This window comes from Bogoriella caseilytica (assembly GCF_003752405.1).
Lineage (GTDB): Bacteria > Actinomycetota > Actinomycetes > Actinomycetales > Actinomycetaceae > Allobogoriella > Allobogoriella caseilytica.
Genome location: NZ_RKHK01000001.1, coordinates 1,421,667 through 1,439,638 on the forward strand (window position 1 = coordinate 1,421,667; position 17,972 = coordinate 1,439,638).

Annotated in this window: 16 protein-coding genes and 2 tRNA genes; 7 read left to right on the forward strand and 11 right to left on the reverse strand. The window is 67.4% G+C overall.

Annotated elements, in window-relative coordinates:
- Positions 1–146 precede the first annotated feature (146 nt).
- The 3 genes from EDD31_RS06370 (at position 147) to EDD31_RS06380 (ending at position 3,077) form a co-directional block, all read left to right on the forward strand.
- Positions 147–1,754, forward strand: coding sequence for an AlkA N-terminal domain-containing protein (locus EDD31_RS06370; protein WP_123303422.1), 1,608 nt, complete (start codon positions 147–149; stop codon positions 1,752–1,754).
- A complete protein-coding gene (locus tag EDD31_RS06375; protein WP_123303423.1) occupies positions 1,751–2,251 on the forward strand; it encodes a methylated-DNA--[protein]-cysteine S-methyltransferase in 501 nt (166 codons plus the stop codon). Before EDD31_RS06370 ends, EDD31_RS06375 begins: the two co-directional genes overlap by 4 nt.
- Before the next feature lie 187 nt (positions 2,252–2,438).
- Complete coding sequence (locus EDD31_RS06380) at positions 2,439–3,077, forward strand: TetR/AcrR family transcriptional regulator (RefSeq protein ID WP_170163216.1); 639 nt, start codon at positions 2,439–2,441, stop codon at positions 3,075–3,077.
- A 29-nt stretch (positions 3,078–3,106) separates the two neighbouring features.
- On the opposite strand, the gene EDD31_RS06385 is transcribed toward EDD31_RS06380, so the two are convergent.
- The 11 genes from EDD31_RS06385 to dnaA all read right to left on the reverse strand — a co-directional run bounded on the left by EDD31_RS06385 (position 3,107) and on the right by dnaA (position 15,366).
- Positions 3,107–3,182: transfer RNA gene (locus EDD31_RS06385), tRNA-Ala, on the reverse strand.
- 66 nt (positions 3,183–3,248) lie between these two features.
- Entirely contained in the window at positions 3,249–3,383 is a 135-nt protein-coding gene (locus tag EDD31_RS14865; RefSeq protein ID WP_211336071.1) for a DLW-39 family protein, read from the reverse strand.
- A gap of 185 nt (positions 3,384–3,568) precedes the next feature.
- Positions 3,569–3,642 (reverse strand) — tRNA-Ile (locus tag EDD31_RS06390).
- 129 nt (positions 3,643–3,771) lie between these two features.
- A complete protein-coding gene (locus EDD31_RS06395) occupies positions 3,772–4,446 on the reverse strand; it encodes a DUF3566 domain-containing protein (RefSeq protein ID WP_245990959.1) in 675 nt (224 codons plus the stop codon).
- A complete protein-coding gene (gyrA, locus tag EDD31_RS06400) occupies positions 4,443–7,070 on the reverse strand; it encodes a DNA gyrase subunit A (protein ID WP_281270459.1) in 2,628 nt (875 codons plus the stop codon). The genes EDD31_RS06395 and gyrA overlap by 4 nt, the downstream gene beginning before the upstream one ends.
- Before the next feature lie 119 nt (positions 7,071–7,189).
- Entirely contained in the window at positions 7,190–9,322 is a 2,133-nt protein-coding gene (gyrB, locus tag EDD31_RS06405; RefSeq protein ID WP_425453695.1) for a DNA topoisomerase (ATP-hydrolyzing) subunit B, read from the reverse strand.
- A gap of 156 nt (positions 9,323–9,478) precedes the next feature.
- Positions 9,479–10,141: a DciA family protein gene (locus EDD31_RS06410; protein WP_245990962.1), complete on the reverse strand. Its 663-nt coding sequence runs from the start codon at positions 10,139–10,141 to the stop codon at positions 9,479–9,481.
- A complete protein-coding gene (gene recF, locus EDD31_RS06415; RefSeq protein WP_123303426.1) occupies positions 10,134–11,357 on the reverse strand; it encodes a DNA replication/repair protein RecF in 1,224 nt (407 codons plus the stop codon). Before recF ends, EDD31_RS06410 begins: the two co-directional genes overlap by 8 nt.
- Positions 11,344–12,243, reverse strand: a complete 900-nt coding sequence (gene gnd, locus EDD31_RS06420; RefSeq protein WP_123303427.1) for a phosphogluconate dehydrogenase (NAD(+)-dependent, decarboxylating) — start codon at positions 12,241–12,243, stop codon at positions 11,344–11,346. Before gnd ends, recF begins: the two co-directional genes overlap by 14 nt.
- A gap of 54 nt (positions 12,244–12,297) precedes the next feature.
- Positions 12,298–13,431: a DNA polymerase III subunit beta gene (dnaN, locus tag EDD31_RS06425; RefSeq protein WP_123303428.1), complete on the reverse strand. Its 1,134-nt coding sequence runs from the start codon at positions 13,429–13,431 to the stop codon at positions 12,298–12,300.
- 450 nt (positions 13,432–13,881) lie between these two features.
- Entirely contained in the window at positions 13,882–15,366 is a 1,485-nt protein-coding gene (gene dnaA, locus EDD31_RS06430) for a chromosomal replication initiator protein DnaA (protein ID WP_425453724.1), read from the reverse strand.
- 372 nt (positions 15,367–15,738) lie between these two features.
- Between dnaA and rpmH the strand changes: the two genes are divergently transcribed.
- From rpmH to yidC, 4 genes are read left to right on the forward strand one after another with little or no spacing between them, the layout of a single operon-like run.
- A complete protein-coding gene (rpmH, locus tag EDD31_RS06435) occupies positions 15,739–15,891 on the forward strand; it encodes a 50S ribosomal protein L34 (protein WP_483964262.1) in 153 nt (50 codons plus the stop codon).
- Between the two features lie 27 nt (positions 15,892–15,918).
- A complete protein-coding gene (gene rnpA, locus EDD31_RS06440; protein ID WP_123303430.1) occupies positions 15,919–16,269 on the forward strand; it encodes a ribonuclease P protein component in 351 nt (116 codons plus the stop codon).
- Positions 16,266–16,637, forward strand: a complete 372-nt coding sequence (gene yidD / locus EDD31_RS06445; protein WP_123303431.1) for a membrane protein insertion efficiency factor YidD — start codon at positions 16,266–16,268, stop codon at positions 16,635–16,637. Before rnpA ends, yidD begins: the two co-directional genes overlap by 4 nt.
- A gap of 59 nt (positions 16,638–16,696) precedes the next feature.
- On the forward strand, positions 16,697–17,968 hold the full coding sequence (yidC, locus tag EDD31_RS06450) for a membrane protein insertase YidC (RefSeq protein WP_123303432.1): 1,272 nt from the start codon (positions 16,697–16,699) through the stop codon (positions 17,966–17,968).
- The last annotated feature ends 4 nt before the right edge of the window (positions 17,969–17,972 follow it).

Consider the following 17,972-nt stretch of genomic DNA (forward strand, 5'->3'; position numbering starts at 1 on the left):
TGGGCGACGCCGAGCGCCGTCAACGGCCCGGTCACCACGGTTTCATGCGGCAAGCCCGTCGGGGCGATGCCATGTCCGCACGTGGAGCCGATGCCATGTCCGATTCCCGCTAGACGTCATACCCGGGGTCGCGGTGAGATGGAGTCATGGACGCCGTCTTCGCCGAGCGCTACCGGGCCGTGGCGGCCCGCGATCGGCGCTTCGACGGGCAGTTCGTCACCGCGGTGTCCTCCACGGGCATCTACTGCCGCCCCTCGTGCCCCGCCCGGACGCCGAAGGCCGAGAACCTCACCTTCTACCTGACCTCTGCCGCCGCCCACGCAGCGGGCTACCGCGCCTGCCGGCGGTGCCTACCGGAAGCCAGTCCTGGTGCGCCGGAGTGGAATCTGCGCCAAGACCTCGCCGGACGGGCCATGCGTCTGATTCGCGACGGCGCTCTGAACGTCGCCGGCGTGGCGGACCTCGCCGCGACCCTGGGCTACAGCAGTCGGCAGGTGCATCGGGCACTCGTGGCCGAACTGGGAGCCGGTCCCCTCTCCCTGGCCCGGGCCCATCGCGCCCAGACCGCCCGCGCACTGCTCGTGGGCACCGAGCTGTCCATGGCAGACGTCGCCTTCGCCGCGGGCTTCACCTCGGTGCGTCAGTTCAACGCCACCATCGCGGAGATCTTCCACCTCACGCCCCAGCAGATCCGCTCGCGCCTCCACCGTTCTGGTGGGGGACAAGCTGTTCCCGGCCCCAGCCCCGTCCTCGGCCCCGAAGCTCGGGGCTCGGACCTCAGCGAGGCGCCACACCTCGTGGTCGACCTCGCCCTCCCCGTCCGCCAACCCTTTGACGCACCGGGCCTCTTCACCTTCCTCGCCGAACGCTGCCTCACCGGGGTGGAGACGGCGCAGATCGGGGACGAACTGCGTTACGCCCGCACACTGCGCCTGCCGCACGGGCCCGGGGCGGTGGAGGTCCGCGCAAACTGCCAGCACGGGCAGTGGGCGCTCGCCCTGCGATGTGAGCTCTCCTCCCTGGCTGACCTTCCCGTGGCGGTGGCCCGGGTGCGGCGGATGTTCGATCTGGACGCCGACCCGCAGGCCGTCGATGAGGCGCTCGGCAGCGATCCGGCACTCGGGCCGCTCGTGGCCGCCGTACCGGGCACGCGTCTCCCCGGCACAGCCGAACCCGAGGAGTACGTGGTCCGCGCCATCGTGGGCCAGCAGATCTCTGTAGCGGCCGCCCGCACCCACCTCACCCGTCTCGCGGAGCTGCTGGGAACTCCGTATGCGTCATCCTTCGACGGCCTGCACCTGCTCTTCCCCACACCCCAGGAGATCCACGCCGGGGTGCCGGCACCGGAGCGCCTGAACCCCGACCGCCCCCTGCGCCTCACCGCGCGCTCGATCACCACCGTACGCGCCGCCACCGCCGCGATCAACGAGAGCCGCCTGGCTGTCCACTCCGGGGTCGCTCCGGCGGAACTGCGCGAGCGGCTCCTCGCGATCCCGGGTGTCGGACCGTGGACAGCTGCCTACCTGGCGCTACGGGTCATGTCCCATCCCGATGACTGGATGACCGGGGATGTGGCCTTGGTCGCCGGAGCTAAGGCTCTTCGCCTCCTCGACCCTGAGCTGCCGCCCGCCCGGGCACACCGCGAGCTCGAGGACCACGCACGGCAGTGGGCGCCCTGGCGTTCCTACGCCGCCATGCACCTATGGAGGGCCGCCAGTGACACGGCGGCCCAAAGGAGACGACACCGCTCATGATCCACTCCCTCACGATGGCCACACCCGACGGTCCCTTCACCATCATCGGCACCCGGGACCACGTGCTCGCCTCCGGATGGACCACGGAGACCAGGGAACTGCTCGCGCTGATCCACCCGGAACTGCGACCATCACAGGCACCTGACGACCAGCACGTGCTCGCCGATGCTCGTGCTGCGGTCGAGGCCTACTACGCCGGCGACCCCGGGGCGCCATCGCGCATTCCGGTGCATCAGCGTTCCACGGCAGGGCGTGAGCATGCCTGGGAGGTCTTGCGCGCGGTCGCTCCGGGGTCGCCGCTCACCTACGCGCAGTACGCCGACCACTGCGGGACCCCCACGGCCGTGCGCGCCGCAGCTGGAGCCTGTGCTCGCAATGCCACTGCACTCTTCGTGCCGTGCCACCGCATCATTCGCAGCGACGGGACACTGGGCGGTTTCCGCTACGGCCTCGAGATCAAGCGGAGCCTGCTGGAGCGAGAGGCCGTCGCAAGCTGAGGGTGCGCCGGCTCCGTCATCGCGCACGTGCACCGACGTCGCCGGACTGTTGGCGCGGCACTCCCGGCGTCGCGGCCGGGCCCATCCGGCGGGTGATCGGTGACCATCCGTTCTCAAGATGTGGCCCCCGCTGCCAGGGCGTAGCGTCGCCGTCGGGGGTATCCAGCCACCCGATGGGATCGGTCCAATGTCCACCACCAGACGATTCGAGATTGCCCAGGCCGCTGCGCAGGAGATCCTCGTCGCGGGGTACGAGGGCGCCTCCTTGGCGTCCATCGCGGAGCGCATCGGTCTCACCAAGGGCGCTCTCGCCTACCACTTCAAGACCAAGGCAGACATTGCGAAGCACCTCTCCGATGTCGTGCGACAGGCGACGGACCAGGCGGTGCGGTACGCGCGGCAGGAGTACCCCGACTCGGGTGCGTGCCGGCTGCTGCTCAGTTCTCTGGTGATGGAGCGCTGGCGGGCGGCCGAACCGCAGGTGGCCGCTGGCATCGCGCTCTTCGGTGACCCCGGCTCCCCGGTCGACTCAGACGACCTGGTCGCATACTGGAAGCAGCTCGGCCGTGAGTTCTTTGAGTTCGCCCGGACCCATCGCGAACTCTCCACTCAGCTCGACCCCGACGAAGCCGCCGAGTTGCTCCTGGTGACACTGCTCGGCGGACCGGTCTACCTCACGCATATGCGCGTGGACGAGCCGGTCACTGCCATGCTGAGGTTCGTGCGCCTCGCGCTGAAGTCCGCAGGCTATACCCGCGCCGATTCCGACGCCGAGCAAGTTCTCGCGAGATACGAGCACAGCCTCCCCGAGCTACACGTCGACTGAGTGCACTGGGGAGAGAACGCCAGTTGTGCTGGTGGAGCCGACGGGACTCGAACCCGTAACCCTCTGCTTGCAAAGCAGATGCGCTACCAATTGCGCCACGGCCCCTGGGGGCGGCGCCACGAGGACGCCGGGTGCGCCACGAGTGCGGCGCGGGACTCAGTTTACTCGGCTTCAGCGCGTGGGCTGTTCACCGAAGCTGTCAGTCACCTCACGCCAGAGATCGCGCTCTTCGCGGTCCTGCTGGATCTTCAGCCAAGCGAAGTAGCCCGCCACGGCAGCAGCGGTGATGAGCAGTACCTTCTTCATCTGGAGACTCCCTGGTCACAGCAACGCCCCGTGCGGACGGCGCCGTCGAGCCTATCAGCGCAGGGTGGCCCGTCTTGCACCGGGGGCCACACGGCGAGGATCGCGAGTGAGGGCCGGCCGTGGCCTCTCACCGTGCGCCCATGCCGAAGCCCCGGAGTCATCGTGACTACGGGGCTTCGCGGGTGTGGGCCTAGCTGGACTCGAACCAGCGACCTCTGTCTTATCAGGACAGCGCTCTAACCGTCTGAGCTATAGGCCCGTGCCGACCGACCGGGAACCCGGCCGCAGGCTATGCGACTCCCTCAGGAGCGCGCCGAGCAAGGTTATCCCACCGGAGCGGGCCCTCCCAACCCTGGAGGTGCCCAGGTGACCAGACTCTCAGTCATCCTCAGTCATCGGTCAGGGTCAGGTGCAGGCCGCCGACCAGGGCAGCGATGATGTTGTACACGAAGGCCATGATCGTGCCGAGTGCCGTGAGCAGCAGGACGTCGAAGACCGCCACGATCGTGGCGAAGGACATCACCCGGTCGAACTCGACGTACTGCATGAGTTCGAGCAGCGCCTCGGAGCCGATCGACTCGAGGAGCTCCTCCACCGAGGCGAAGACCATCATGGAGTCGAAGGCGAACCACACCACCGCGGTGGCGACCACCATCATGATGCCGATGGCGAAGGAGAGCAGGAAGGAGAGCTTCATCGCCGACCACGGGTCGACCCGCGAAACCGCGAGGCGCACGCGGCGAGGCCCTGGCGCCGCTGCCGGTTCTGCCGTAGCCGCGGCGCTGTGTGCCGAAGTGGACGCCGGGGTGCCGCTCTGCGGAGCGGTGGCATCATCGTAGCGACCGGAGTGCGACGCGGGCAGGGTCTGCGTGGCCGCGCCAGCCGCGGACGGCGCGCTCCCTGCTGCCGATGCCGCACTGGGCGACACGGACGCGGGCTCGCGCATCGATTGGCTCGCCGATTCCGGCGCGGAGGACGCGCTGTAGTCCGTGCCCGGGCCGTAGGAGTCGTCCTCCGGCGGTGGGGGCGGCGGCGGAGCGCTATCCGGGGTGTGCGTGCTCACGACTCTCCTCCGACCTCGGTTTCGGCGGGCGATTCACTGTCACCCGACGCTACCGTCTCCGCCGCCGACGCGGTTTGCGCAGCGCCGTCTCCGGCGTCAGCGGACGAGCTCTCACCCTCGGCCTCCACGGCGACCTCGGCATCCACCTTGGTCTCCAGGTTCCGGGCCACGGCGATGATCCGATCGTTCTTGTCCGGGCGGGCGAAGGTCACGCCCTGGGTGTTCCGGCCGGTCAGATTGACCTCGGCCACCGCGGATCGCACGATCTTGCCGCCGTTCATGATCACCAGCACCTCATCGGTCTCATCCACGATGAGCGCGCTGACCAGATCACCGCGATCCTCAACGAGGTTGGCCACCTTGATGCCCAGGCCACCGCGGCCCTGGACGCGGTACTCGCCGACTGCGGTGCGCTTGGCGAAGCCGCCCTCGGTGATGACGAAGACCTGGGAGTCGTCCCGGACGACGTCCATGGAGAGGAGCTCGTCGCCGTCACGGAACTTCATGCCCGTCACTCCCGAGGTGGCCCGGCCCATCGGCCGCAGCGTCTCGTCCGTGGCGGTAAAGCGCAGCGACTGTCCCTTGCGGGACACCAGGAGCAGATCGTCGGAGGAGTTCACCAGCCGCGCGGCAATGACCTTGTCGACCTCACCGTCGATCTCACGCAGGTTGATGCCGATCACGCCGCCACTGCGGGGGGTGTCGTACTCACTCAGGCGGGTCTTCTTCACCAACCCGCGCTGGGTGGCGAGCACCAGGTACTCGGCGCGGTCGTACGCGCGCAGCGGCACCACCTGGGCGATGGTCTCCCCGGGCTGCATCGCGAGCACGTTGGCCACGTGCTGGCCCTTCGCGTCACGGCCACCCTCGGGCAACTCGTAGGCCTTGGCACGGTAGACCCGCCCGAGGTTGGTAAAGAACAGCAGCCAGTGGTGGGTGGTGGTGACACCGAAGTGCTCGATGACATCGTCCTCGCGGAGCTGTGCCCCGCGCACGCCCTTGCCGCCGCGGCGCTGCGCACGGTAGTTGTCGACCCGGGTGCGTTTGACGTAGCCGCCACGCGTGACGGTGAAGACCACGTCCTCTTCCGGGATGAGGTCCTCCATGGACATCTCGCCGTCGAAGGGCAGGACGGTGGTGCGGCGCTCGTCGCCGTGCTTCTCCACGATCTCGGCGAGCTCGTCACCCACGATGGAACGCTGGCGATCGGGGCGGGCGAGGATGTCGCGGTAGTCCAGGATCTCGGACTCCAGGCGGGCGTGCCGGTCCACGAGTTCCTGTCGCTCCATGGCCGCAAGACGGCGCAGCTGCATCGCCAGGATCGCGTCGGCCTGGAGCTGGTCGATGTCGAGCAGCTCCATCAGGCCGGTGCGTGCTGCCTCGGCGCTGGCCGACCGGCGGATCAGGGCGATGACCTCATCGAGGGCGTCCAGGGCCTTGAGCTGGCCGTCAAGGATGTGGATCTTGGCTTCGGCGTCGGCCAGGTCGTAGCGGGTTCGCCGGACGATGACTTCGATCTGGTGGTTCACCCAGTGGCGGATGAAGCCGTCCAGGCTCAGGGTGCGTGGCACCCCGTCCACCAGGGCCAGCATGTTGGCGGAGAAGTTCTCCTGCAAGGAGGTGTGCTTGTAGAGGTTGTTCAGCACCACCTTGGGCACCGCATCGCGCTTGAGCACGATGACAAGACGCTGGCCGGCGCGGCCGGAGGTCTCATCGCGCACATCGGCGATACCCGTGAGACGGCCGGCGGCCACCCCCTCGGCGATCTGTTTCTCGGCCAGGCGGTCCGGGTTGACCTGGTAGGGCAGCTCGGTGACCACCAGGCAGGTGCGGCCCTGGAGTTCCTCGACCTCGACGACGGCGCGCTGCGTGACCGAGCCCCGGCCGGTGCGGTACATGTCCTCGATGCCGCGGGTGCCGAGGATGGTGGCGCCGGTGGGGAAGTCCGGGCCCTTGATGCGCTGCATGAGCGCGGCGAGCAGCTCTTCCTTGGTGGCCTCGGGGTTCTCGAGGAACCACTTCACGCCCTCGGCCACTTCGATCATGTTGTGTGGCGGGATGCGGGTGGCCATACCGACGGCGATGCCCTCGGAACCATTGACCAGCAGGTTGGGGTAACGCGCCGGCAGCACGGAGGGCTCGCGCGAGCGGCCGTCATAGTTGTCGACGAAATCGACGGTGTCCTTGCCGATGTCCCGGACCATCTCGATGGCGACCGGGGCCAGCTTGCACTCGGTGTACCGCGGAGCGGCCGCGCCGAGGTCGCCGGGGGTGCCGAAGTTGCCCTGACCGGTCACCAGCGGCACGCGCATGGCCCAGGGCTGGACGAGACGCACCAGGGCGTCGTAGATCGCGCCGTCACCGTGCGGGTGGTAGTGACCCATGACGTCGCCGACCACGCGCGCGCACTTGGAGAAGGAGGAATCGGGGCGGTACCCGCCGTCGTACATCGCGTAGAGCACTCGGCGGTGCACCGGCTTGAGCCCGTCGCGCACATCGGGCAGGGCGCGCGAGACGATGACCGACATCGCGTAGTCCAGGTAGGACCGCTGCATCTCGGCTTGCAGGTCCACCCGCTCGACGTGGTCACGTGGGGGGACCACAGCGCCGATCGCGGTCGCCAGAACCTCGGCGGGACCTTCGGTGTTCTCAGGAGGCTGGGTCACAACGTCTCTTTCAGTTCGTCAGTGGCGCGGCTGGAGCTCGGGGCGCGAACGCACCGGAGTGCACTCGCTCTCGACTCCTAGATGTCGAGGAAGCGCACGTCGTGGGCGTTCCGCTGGATGAAGGACCGACGGGACTCCACGTCCTCACCCATCAGGACCGCGAACATCTCATCCGAAGCCGCGGCGTCTTCGATGGTCACCTGCCGCAGCGTGCGCGTCTCCGGGTTCATCGTGGTCTCCCACAGCTCCTCGTCGTTCATCTCACCAAGGCCCTTGTAACGCTGCACTCCCGATTCCTTCGGCAAGCGCCAGCCCACCTTCGCGCCCTCGGCCAGCAGGGCGTCCTTCTCGCGGTCGGTGTAGACGTACTGGTGCTCGGCGTTCGTCCACTTCAGGCGGTACAGCGGCGGCTGGGCGAGGTAGACGTGCCCGGCCTCAACCAGCGGCCGCATGTAGCGGAAGAGCATGGTGAGCAGCAGGGTGGCGATGTGCTGACCGTCGACGTCGGCATCGGCCATCAGCACGATCTTGTGGTAGCGCAGCTTGGTGATGTCGAACTCTTCACCAATGCCGGTCCCGAAGGCGGTGATGAGTGCCTGGATCTCCTGGTTGCCGAGCGCACGATCCAGGCGCGCCTTCTCCACGTTGAGGATCTTGCCGCGCAGCGGCAGGATCGCCTGGGTCTCCGGGTCGCGCCCGCGCACCGCCGAGCCACCCGCGGAATCGCCCTCCACCAGGAAGATCTCCGAACGCCGCGGATCACGCGTGGAACAGTCCTTCAGTTTCCCGGGCATGGAGGCCGATTCCAGCAGGGACTTCCGGCGAGTGGCCTCGCGTGCCTTCCGGGCCGCCAGTCGAGCCGCCGCAGCCTGCTGGCCCTTACGGAAGATGTCCTTGGCCTCACCCGGGTGCGCATCCAGCCAGTCACCGAGGTGGGAGTACAGCTGGGTCTGCACGAAGGTGCGGGCCTCGGTGTTGCCCAGCTTGGTCTTGGTCTGCCCCTCGAACTGCGGCTCGCCCAGCTTGACCGAGATGACAGCGGTCAGGCCCTCGCGGATATCCTCACCGGTGAGGTTGTCGTCGCGCTCCTTGAGGAAACCCTTGTCCCGGGCGTACTTGTTCAGCAGCGAGGTCAGCGCCGAGCGGAAACCCTCTTCGTGCGTCCCGCCCTCGGTGGTGGAGATGGTGTTGGCATAGGAGTGCACCGACTCCGAGAAGGCACCGGTCCACTGCAGGGCGATCTCCGCCGAGAGCTGGCGATCGGTGTCCTCGGCCTCGAGAGTGATGATCTCGGGGTGCACCGGCTCGGACCTCTTGGCCGAGTTCAGGTGCGCCACGTAGTCCCGCAAGCCGTTGTCGTACTTGTAGGTCACTTCGCGGTGACCGGTACGCGGGGTGAGGTCGACGCCCTCGGCGCTCTCACCGGCCTCGCCGGTGATCTCATCACCGACATCGGTCACCCCGGCACGCTCGTCCGTGAGCACCAGCTTGAGGCCCTTGTTGAGGAAGGCCATCTGCTGGAAACGCGAGCGCAGCGTCTCGAAGCTGTAATCCGTGGTCTCGAAGGTGTTCTCGCTGGCCCAGAAGGTCACCGTGGTACCGGTGTCCTCCGTCGCCTCACCCTGACGCAGAGGCCCAGTGGGCACCCCATCCACGAAATCCATCGACCACACGAATCCGTCGCGCTTGACTTCGACGTGTAGCCGCGAGGACAGGGCGTTCACCACGGAGACGCCCACACCGTGCAGGCCACCGGAGACCGAGTAACCGCCGCCGCCGAACTTGCCGCCGGCGTGCAGCACCGTGAGGACCACCTCGACGGCGGGCTTGCCCTCGGAGGGCACGACGTCGACCGGGATACCGCGGCCGTTGTCGACCACGCGGATCCCGCCGTCGTCCAGGATCGTCACGTCGATGGTGTCGCAGTAGCCGGCCAGTGCCTCGTCCACGGCGTTGTCCACGACTTCGTAGACCAGGTGGTGCAAGCCGCGCTCACCGGTGGATCCGATGTACATACCGGGGCGCTTGCGCACCGCATCGAGGCCTTCGAGAACGGTGATGTTCTCGCCGCCGTACGACTGCTCGACAGGGACGGAACCAGGCGTTGCGGCACTGGGAATGACCGCCTCGCTGGAGGTTGCCGGTCCGATCGCCGCGGGCCCCTCGGGGGTAGTGGGCTGAGCCGGAACATCGGCACTGTGGTCGACCACGCGGGAGAACTCCTCGAGCTTCGGGTTCCGCGGGCTCGGGCAAGCCGGTACCGACGCGGATGGGCTGGTCTAGTCTAGCGTGCAGACGCCCCGAAGCCTGTATTTCCACAGGGATTCCCACAGGCGGTGATCGGGGTCTCGCCGGCTGTTGAGCACTCATCCATAGGTGTCGCGCGGACCACGGCCCGGCACCGAACGCAGGCCACGTTTCCAGCTCGGACCCCCCGGACCAAGCACCGTGATCCGGGTGACCGTTCCCTCGCCGACCTCCTCAGCCAACCGCTTCTCCAGCTGGGGCAGCAGCAGCTGGATCTGTGTGGCCCAGGCCGTGGAATCGGCGCGCACCACCAAGGCTCCGCCGTCGAAGTTCTCCACCTGGCAATGGCCGGCGATCTGCTCCCCGACGATCTCGGCCCACCGGCCCACCACACCGCCCACGCCGACGTCGGCGGTCCATCCGCGCTGCAGGACCAGCCGGGCAGCGATGCCCCCCAGAAGCTGAGGATCGCGACGCGACGGGCCAGGGCCGGAGATGCCGTAACCCATGCCCGGACCCGGCCGCCACCGTGCCGGACCAACGGAGCCCTCGCCGTCGTGCAGGTCCTCGTCCGAGACGTGCTGGTGGCGGGCAAATCCGCCCCGGCGGAGTCGAGGCGGGGCCGCCGGGCGCAGTCCCTTGTCCCGGGCCGCCTGGCGAGCACGCTCCAGAGCCAGGCGCGCCGCCCGATCTCGGGAGTCTTCCTCCTTGTCGATCGGCACCGCCGGCTGTGCCGCCGAGCCCGGCGCGGCCGGTCGATCCGGCCCCTCAGCTCTAGTCACGGTTGACCACGCCCGCGTTGACACTGAACCGCGCCCCCTGGAGGGCCTCGGGTACATCCTCGGCCACCGCGGCGGTGATCAGCACCTGCTGCGCACCGGCGACCATCTCGGCCAGCCGCGCTCGCCTGCTGGTGTCCAGTTCAGCGAACACGTCATCCAGGATCAGGATCGGCTCGCCGTCCTCGCCGAAGGCCTCATCGTCCCGGAGCAGTTCGTAGCTGCCGATCTTCAGGGCCAGGGCGTAGGACCAGGACTCCCCGTGGCTGGCGAAGCCCCGGGCCGGCAGAGTGCCCAATGTCAGAGCAAGCTCGTCGCGGTGCGGACCCACGAGGGCGACCCCCCGTTCGAGTTCCTTCTCTCGGACGCGAGCCATCGCCTCGATCAACCGCTCACGGACGGCGGACTCGTCGAGCAACGCCGTCTCCCGCTCGGCGGCCTGCTCGCGAGCCTCATCTGCGGGAGCCCCGGTGCCACCGAGCAGCTCTGGGCCGGGATCCGGAACACCATCAGCGGAATCGATGCTGGCGCGATAGTCGATGCGCGCACCGGAGGCTGCCGAAGACACGCGCTCATAGGCCTGGGCCACATAGGGCCTCAGTTGGCCCACCAAGCGGGCGCGCGCGTTGGTCAGCTGCGCACCGGCAGCGGCGAGCTGACCGTCCCAGACATCCAGCGTGGACAGGTCCGGTTTGCTGCCACGCCGTGCCGCCGCACCCGCGGACTTGAGCAGCGCTACCCGCTGGCGCAACACCTTCTCGTACTCCGCGCGCACTCCTGCCAGGCGTGGGCTCAGTAGCGTGGCGAGGTCGTCGAGGAACCGACGCCTCGTCCCGGGGTCGCCCTTGACGAGCTCAAGATCTTCCGGGGCGAACAGCACGGTGCGCACCAGACCGAGCACCTCTCGGGTGCGCACCGGCGAGCGGTTCAGTCGGGCCCGGTTGGCCTGACCCGCCACGATCTCCAGCTCGACGACGCTCGGGCGGCCGCCGCGGATGACCTTGGCTCGGACCACCGCGCCGGTGCTGCCCTGGCGCACCAGTGCGGCATCGGCGGCGACGCGATGACTGGAGAAGGTGGAGAGGTATCCGACCGCCTCCACGAGGTTCGTCTTGCCCTGCCCGTTGGGCCCGATGAACGCATTGGCGCCCGGCTCGAGCGCCAGGACGAGTTCGTCGTAGGAACGGAAGTCGTCCAGGGCGAGGTCAGAGAGGTACATCCGTCTGCCGCACCGCGTGCCCTCCGAATTCCTGGCGCAACGCCGCCACAGCTCTCATGGCCGGTGAGGATTCCTGGCGAGAGGCGAAACGGGCGAACAGCGCGGCCGAGATCACCGGGGTGGGCACCGCCTGCTCGATCGCTTCGAGCAGGGTCCAGCGGCCCTCGCCGGAGTCGTCCACCCAGTCGCTCAGTTTGCCCAGATCCGGGTCGTCCTCCAGGGCTTTGACCAGAAGTTCCAACAGCCAGGACCGCACCACGGTGCCGCGCTGCCAGGCTCCCATCACAGTTCCGGGATCAGGAATCAGTTCGGGGCGAGTGGCGAGCAGCTCGTAACCTTCGGCGTAGGCCTGCATGAGCCCGTACTCGATGCCGTTGTGCACCATCTTTGCGAAGTGGCCTGCGCCGACCGGGCCGGCGTGGACGAAACCCTCAGCTGTGGGGCCATCAGGGCGCAAAGCAGCGAAGACGGGTTCGAGATGCTGGATGTCGTCCTCGGACCCGCCGGCCATCAGGCCGTATCCGTTCTCCTTGCCCCAGATCCCGCCGGAGACACCGACGTCGACGTAGCCAATCCCGTGCTCGGCGAGCATCTCGGCGTTCTTGACGTCCTGCACGAAGTGCGAGTTACCGCCTTCGACCACCACATCGCCCTCACCCAACAGGGAGGCAAGTTCGGTGAGGACGGCCGTGGTGGGCTCACCGGCCGGAACCATGACCCACACCGTCCGGCGCGGGGCGGGCAGAGCAGCCACCAGCGCGGGCAGATCGGGAACCTCGCTGACCTCGGGATCGGTGTCGTACCCGGTGACCTCGATGCCCCCGTGACGTAGGCGTGCTGCCATGTTGGCACCCATGCGACCCAGGCCGATCATGCCGATGTGCATCTGCGCCTCCTCGTGAGTGGCGTCCTCGAGGGATCGCCGAACTAGTGGCTTCGCTCAGCCGGCAAAGCGGATGGGCATAAGCAGGTAGCGGAAGCTGGAGTCGTCATCGCCCTCAGCCTCCGCCTGCCCGGTGAGCACCGCGGGCTTCGAGGGATGAGTGAAGGACAATCGGGCATGACTGGTGCTGAGGGCACCGAGGCCGTCGAGGAAGTAATGCGGGTTGAACGCCGTGGTGATCGGCTCGCCGACCAGATTCGCTTCGAGGGCTTCCGAGGCTTGGGCGTCATCACCCTGGCCGGCTTCGAGGACCACCTGTCCGTCGCTGAAGGACAAACGGATCGGGGTGTTGCGCTCGGCCACCAGGCTCACGCGCCGTGCGGCGGCGATCAGCGGCTCGGTGTCAATGACAGCGTGAGTCGTTGTTTCGTCGGGGAAGAGCCGCCGCACCGGTGGGTAGTCCCCCTCGACCAGCAGCGAGGTGGTGCGTCGTCCTCCGGCCTCGAACCCGACCAGAGCAGGACCGGCGGTGGCATCGGTGCTCAGGGCGACATCGATGGACCCCGCGGAGGTCATGGACTTCGCGACGTCGGACAGCGTGCGTGCACGGACCAGCGCGGTCATGCTCGCGGCCGGGTCAGCAGGGGTCCAGGTCAATTCACGGAGCGCGAGCCGGTAGCGGTCGGTGGCGAGGAAGGTGACCTTCTCGCCCTCGATCTCCACCCGGACGCCGGTGAGCAGAGGCAGCGTCTCGTCACGGCTGGCGGCGATGGTGACCTGACTGACGGCCTCGGCGAGAAGACCAGCGTCCACCGAACCCGAGAGCTGCGGAATCTGAGGCAAGGCCGGGTAGTCATCCACCGGCATGGTCAGCAGCGTGAAGCGTGAAGCGCCACAGGTCAGGGTGATCTTGGTGCCCTCGAGGCTGACGTCCACCGGCTTGGCCGGCAGCGACTTGCAGATGTCCGCCAGGAGGCGTCCCGAGACCAGGACGACGCCGGCCTCTTCCACCTCGGCTGCGGTCTCGGACCGGGCCGAGACCTCGTAGTCGAAGGTGGAGAGCACCAGGGATTCGGCGGTGGCCTCAATGCGCACACCGGCGAGGACAGGCACGGCCGGTCGCGTGGGCAGGGTGCGAGCCGTCCAGGTGACAGCTTCGGTCAGGACATCCCGTTCGACCCGGAACCTCACGATGCGACCCTCTCTCGACGACGAATGACCCCGGTATGTCACGACCGAGGTGGCAGGCCAACCCTATGCGAGAGCCTCGCCATCTCGGTACCACCGTGACAAGCCTGGCGATCTGCAGGGATCGCTTGGCCCTGTGTCATGTGGTCTGAGCCGTCCACAGAGATCCCTGAAGAACAAGATCGTAGTCGTCATAGCCTGTGTGGATTCTGTGGACGACAGGTATTGGTGCAGGTCAACCCGACTACGAGCATGTGCACGCGATGGTGGGCGAAGGTGTGGGGAACTCCTGTTGGTGGTGGATGCACAGAGGTGGCCGATGCTCGGTCCACCGAAGAGATGTCATTCGTCCACCGCCGTGAGGGTGGTTGTCCACCGTCATCCACAGGGTTGTGCACACCTGTGAAACCGTTACCTGCTGTACACCTGGCGCCAGGGTGCGTGCGGGAGCGTTTACTGACTGGCCTGGTGCTTGATGCGGTTCGTCAGCTCGGTGACCTGGTTGAAGGTGGAGCGCTTCTCCGGCATCTGCTGGCGGATCTTCTTGTCCGCGTGCATCACGGTGGTGTGGTCGCGGCCGCCGAAGAGCTGCCCGATCTTGGGCAGTGAGAGTTCGGTGAGCTCGCGGCACAGGTACATCGCGATCTGGCGGGCGTTGACCAGCATGCGCGAGCGGTCGGCCGAGCAGAGCGCTTCGACGGTGATCGAGAAGTAGTTCGCCGTCTGGCTCATGATCAACGACGGCGTGATCTCCGCACCCTCGGGATCGGTGATCAGGTCCTTGAGCACCATCTCCGCGAGGGAGAGCTCCACCGGCTGCTGGTTCAGGTTCGCGAAGGCTGTGACGCGGATGAGGGCGCCCTCCAGTTCGCGGATGTTCGTGGAGATCCTCGAGGCGATGTACTCCAGGACCTCTGGTGAGGCCTGCAGGTCCTCATTGACGGCCTTCTTGCGCAGGATCGCGATGCGGGTCTCGAGGTCGGGGGGCTGGACGTCGGTGAGCAGACCCCATTCGAAACGCGAGCGGAGCCGGTCCTCGAAGCCCTCGAGCTGCTTGGGCGGCTGGTCGGAGGTGATGACGACCTGCTTGTTGTCGTTGTGCAGCGTGTTGAAGGTGTGGAAGAACTCCTCCAGCGTCTGCTCTTTGCCCCCGAGGAACTGGATGTCATCGATGAGGAGCACTTCGATGTTGCGGTACCGGCGCTGGAAGACCTCGGCCTTGTCGTCACGGATGGAGTTGATGAAGTCGTTGGTGAACTCCTCGGAGTTCACATAGCGCACGCGCACGCCGGGGTAGAGGTTGCGCGCGTAGTGGCCGATGGCGTGGAGCAGATGGGTCTTGCCCAGCCCGGAGCCGCCATAGATGAACAGCGGGTTGTAGGCCTTGGCCGGTGCTTCGGCGACGGCGGTCGCGGCAGCGTGCGCGAAGCGGTTGGACGATCCGATCACGAAGGTCTCGAAGGTGTACTTGGGGTTCAGCCGCGCGGAGTCGTTGTTGCCGTTCTCCGGCGCCGAGGTCCCCCACTCCTGGCCCTTGCGGGAGGGGCGCTCGCCGTCTTCGGCCGACGCCGGGGTGGCGGAGGATCGGGCGACGGCCGGCGCGTCAAAGACGTGGGACGGTGCCGACGCGGCGGGGCGGGCAGGCTCGGCGGTGGGCGGGAGGTCCTTCTCCAGGGAGGGATCGACCGTGACGGCGAAGCGCACGGGTTCGCCGATGGCCTCGCCGAGCGCCTTCGTGATGGATTCGCGGGCCCGGGTCTCCAGGAACTCCTTGGCGAAATCGCTCGGGACGGCGAGCAGGATGGTGCCGTCGATGACGCCGAGTGCGCGTGTCATCCCGACGAAGGCGAGCTGCGCCTGGGTGATCTCGCCGCGAGAGGTCAAGAGTGCGACCGCGCGGTCCCAGTCGTCGACGATCGAGTCGCTGTCCGGCACGATGACCCCTCCGTCGGCCACGGCACCATGGGGCACCGAGCTGTGAACAAGATTGAAGTGCGAGTCTGCCACTCCGGGGCGTCTTCCACATAGTTCTCCACAGATGTGGGTATCGTCTGCGGCGGCGGCACGCCCGCCATGATGCGGAAGACGGGGAATGTCGCCACTGGCTATCCCAAGGCCTCTGCGGCGTCCTTCGTCCACAAGTGTGTACGCGGGATCACGGCAGTGCTGGGCGCACGAGCCGTTGACCACCCCTGCCCCCTCACGTATCGTGGCGAGGTCGTCTCGGCTCCGGGCTGCCCGCAGTGGTGTCCATGCCGACTGACCGCCAGCAATGCGGACTCCGATCACGGAGAATCCGCCCCGATCCACCTGTGGAGTAGTGCCGTGAGCAAGCGTACGTTCCAGCCGAACACCCGGCGCCGTAAGAAGGTGCACGGCTTCCGCCTGCGGATGCGCACCCGCGCCGGCCGCGCCATTGTGGCTGCCCGCCGTCGTAAGGGCCGCGAGAAGCTGACCGCCTGACGGCTGCCCGCCGTCAGCTCGCCTGCCGTGCTCCCGGCCATTCACCGCATGCGCGGATCCGCGGATTTCACTGCGGCAGTGCGTGGTGGACGGCGTGCTGGGAGCCGCCGGCTGGTGGTGCATCTTCAGGAGCCGACGAGTGAGCCGCAGCAGCCGGCGCTCGTCGGCTTCGTCGTGTCCAAAGCGGTCGGTGGCGCCGTGCAGCGCAATCAGGTCAAGCGGCGCCTTCGTCACCTGATGCGGGAGCGGCTCTCGGCTGTGGGTGCCGGGGCCCGTATCGTTGTGCGCGCATTACCGGCAGCTCGCGGAGCGAGTACCGCCGAGCTGGCCGCTGATCTGGATCGTGCACTGAACTCCGCACAGCGGAGACGACGGTGACGACCTCGGGGGCAGAGCGCCCACCCGCCAGCCCCCCGGAGAAGCCGCGCAATCCCCTGGTCTGGCTCCTGATCGCTCCGGTGACGGTGTACCGCACGGTGATCTCACCCTGGTTACCCCGCACGTGCCGGTACTACCCCTCCTGTTCCACGTACGCGATCGGTGCTCTGCGTCGGCACGGATTCTTCAAAGGGCTCACGCTCGCGGTGTGGCGGATCCTTCGGTGCAACCCGTGGAGTCTCGGTGGGGTGGACATGGTGCCGGAAGTGGGACGCTGGCGGCCGGAGCCCTATCACCGGCCACATGAGGAACATCAGGCCGGTGATGGCGAGGGTCGGGGCGCGGTCAACGGGCCCCGAACGACGTAGGCTCGGACAAGATGTGCGCTCAGCGCACGTGACGGAATCAAAAGAGGAGCACACTCCGTATGGGTTGGTTTGACACGATACTGTTCCCGATCAAGTGGGCAGTCGCGTGGATTCTCGTCACCGTCCACGACGGGCTGGTGCTGCTCCCCTGGCTCGAGCCGGGATCCGGACCGGCCTGGGTGCTCTCCATCGTTGGCTTGACCCTGGTCATCCGGACGCTGATCATCCCGCTGTTCTTCAAGCAGATCAAAGCTCAGCGCGGCATGCAGTTGGTGCAGCCGGAGATGCAGAAGCTGCAGAAGCGCTACAAGGGCAAGACCGACCCTGCGTCCAAGCAGAAGATGCAGCAAGAGATGATGGCGCTCTACAAGGAGCACGGCACGAACCCCTTTGCTTCGTGCCTCCCGATGCTCTTGCAGATGCCGATCTTCTTCGCGTTGTTCCGGGTGCTCTACTCCCTGGAACCGCTGGCGGCAGGCACCTACAGCGGTGGTGAGTCCATTGGCCGCCTCACCCAGAGCCACGCTGAGGAAGCGCTGACCTCCACGCTCTTCGGTGCCCCGATCTCCTCGACCTTCCTCACTGCTGAGGGAGACGAGACGGTGATCGTGCGGGTCGTTGCGGCCTTCCTGATCGTGATGATGTCGGCCACGATGTTCCTCTCTCAGCGTCAGCTGACGATGAAGAACATGCCGGCCTCGGCGCTGGACAACCCCTTCGCCAAGCAGCAGAAGCTGCTGATGTACATCTTCCCGTTTATCTTCATGATCACGGGCGTGTACTTCCCGATCGGTGTGCTGATCTACTGGACGATCTCCAACCTGTGGACGATGGGGCAGCAGTTCTACACGATCCGGCGACACCCCTCCCCGGGATCCGAGGCCTACAAGGCACGACAGCAGCGCATCAACGCCAAGCGCGCTCGGAAGGGCCTGCCGTCCCTCGAGGAAGAGGAGAAGGCGAAGTCCGGGCAGAAGCAGGTGGAGGCCGCACCGGAGAAGACTTCCGGTCAACGGCAGCAGCCGAAGCGCAAGGATCGCGCGAAGAAGGATGTGACGAAGCCAGGTGGCGCGACCCCCGCAGGGCTCTCTGGTGAGATGAGCGCTGCCGAGTCGGGCGGCAGTGCCTCGAGTGCCGAGTCGGCGGAGAGCCCGAGCACAGGCGGCGCGGAGTCTGAGGTCGAGGCAGCTTCGCCAGGTGCCTCGAACGGCCGGCCCGGTGCTGGTCAGACCAGTTCGACCAAGGCTCCTCAGGGCATGACGCCCGCAGAGCGTGCCGAATGGCGGTACCGCCAGCGCATGGAACGCATTCGGCAGAGCAAGAAGAACTAATGGA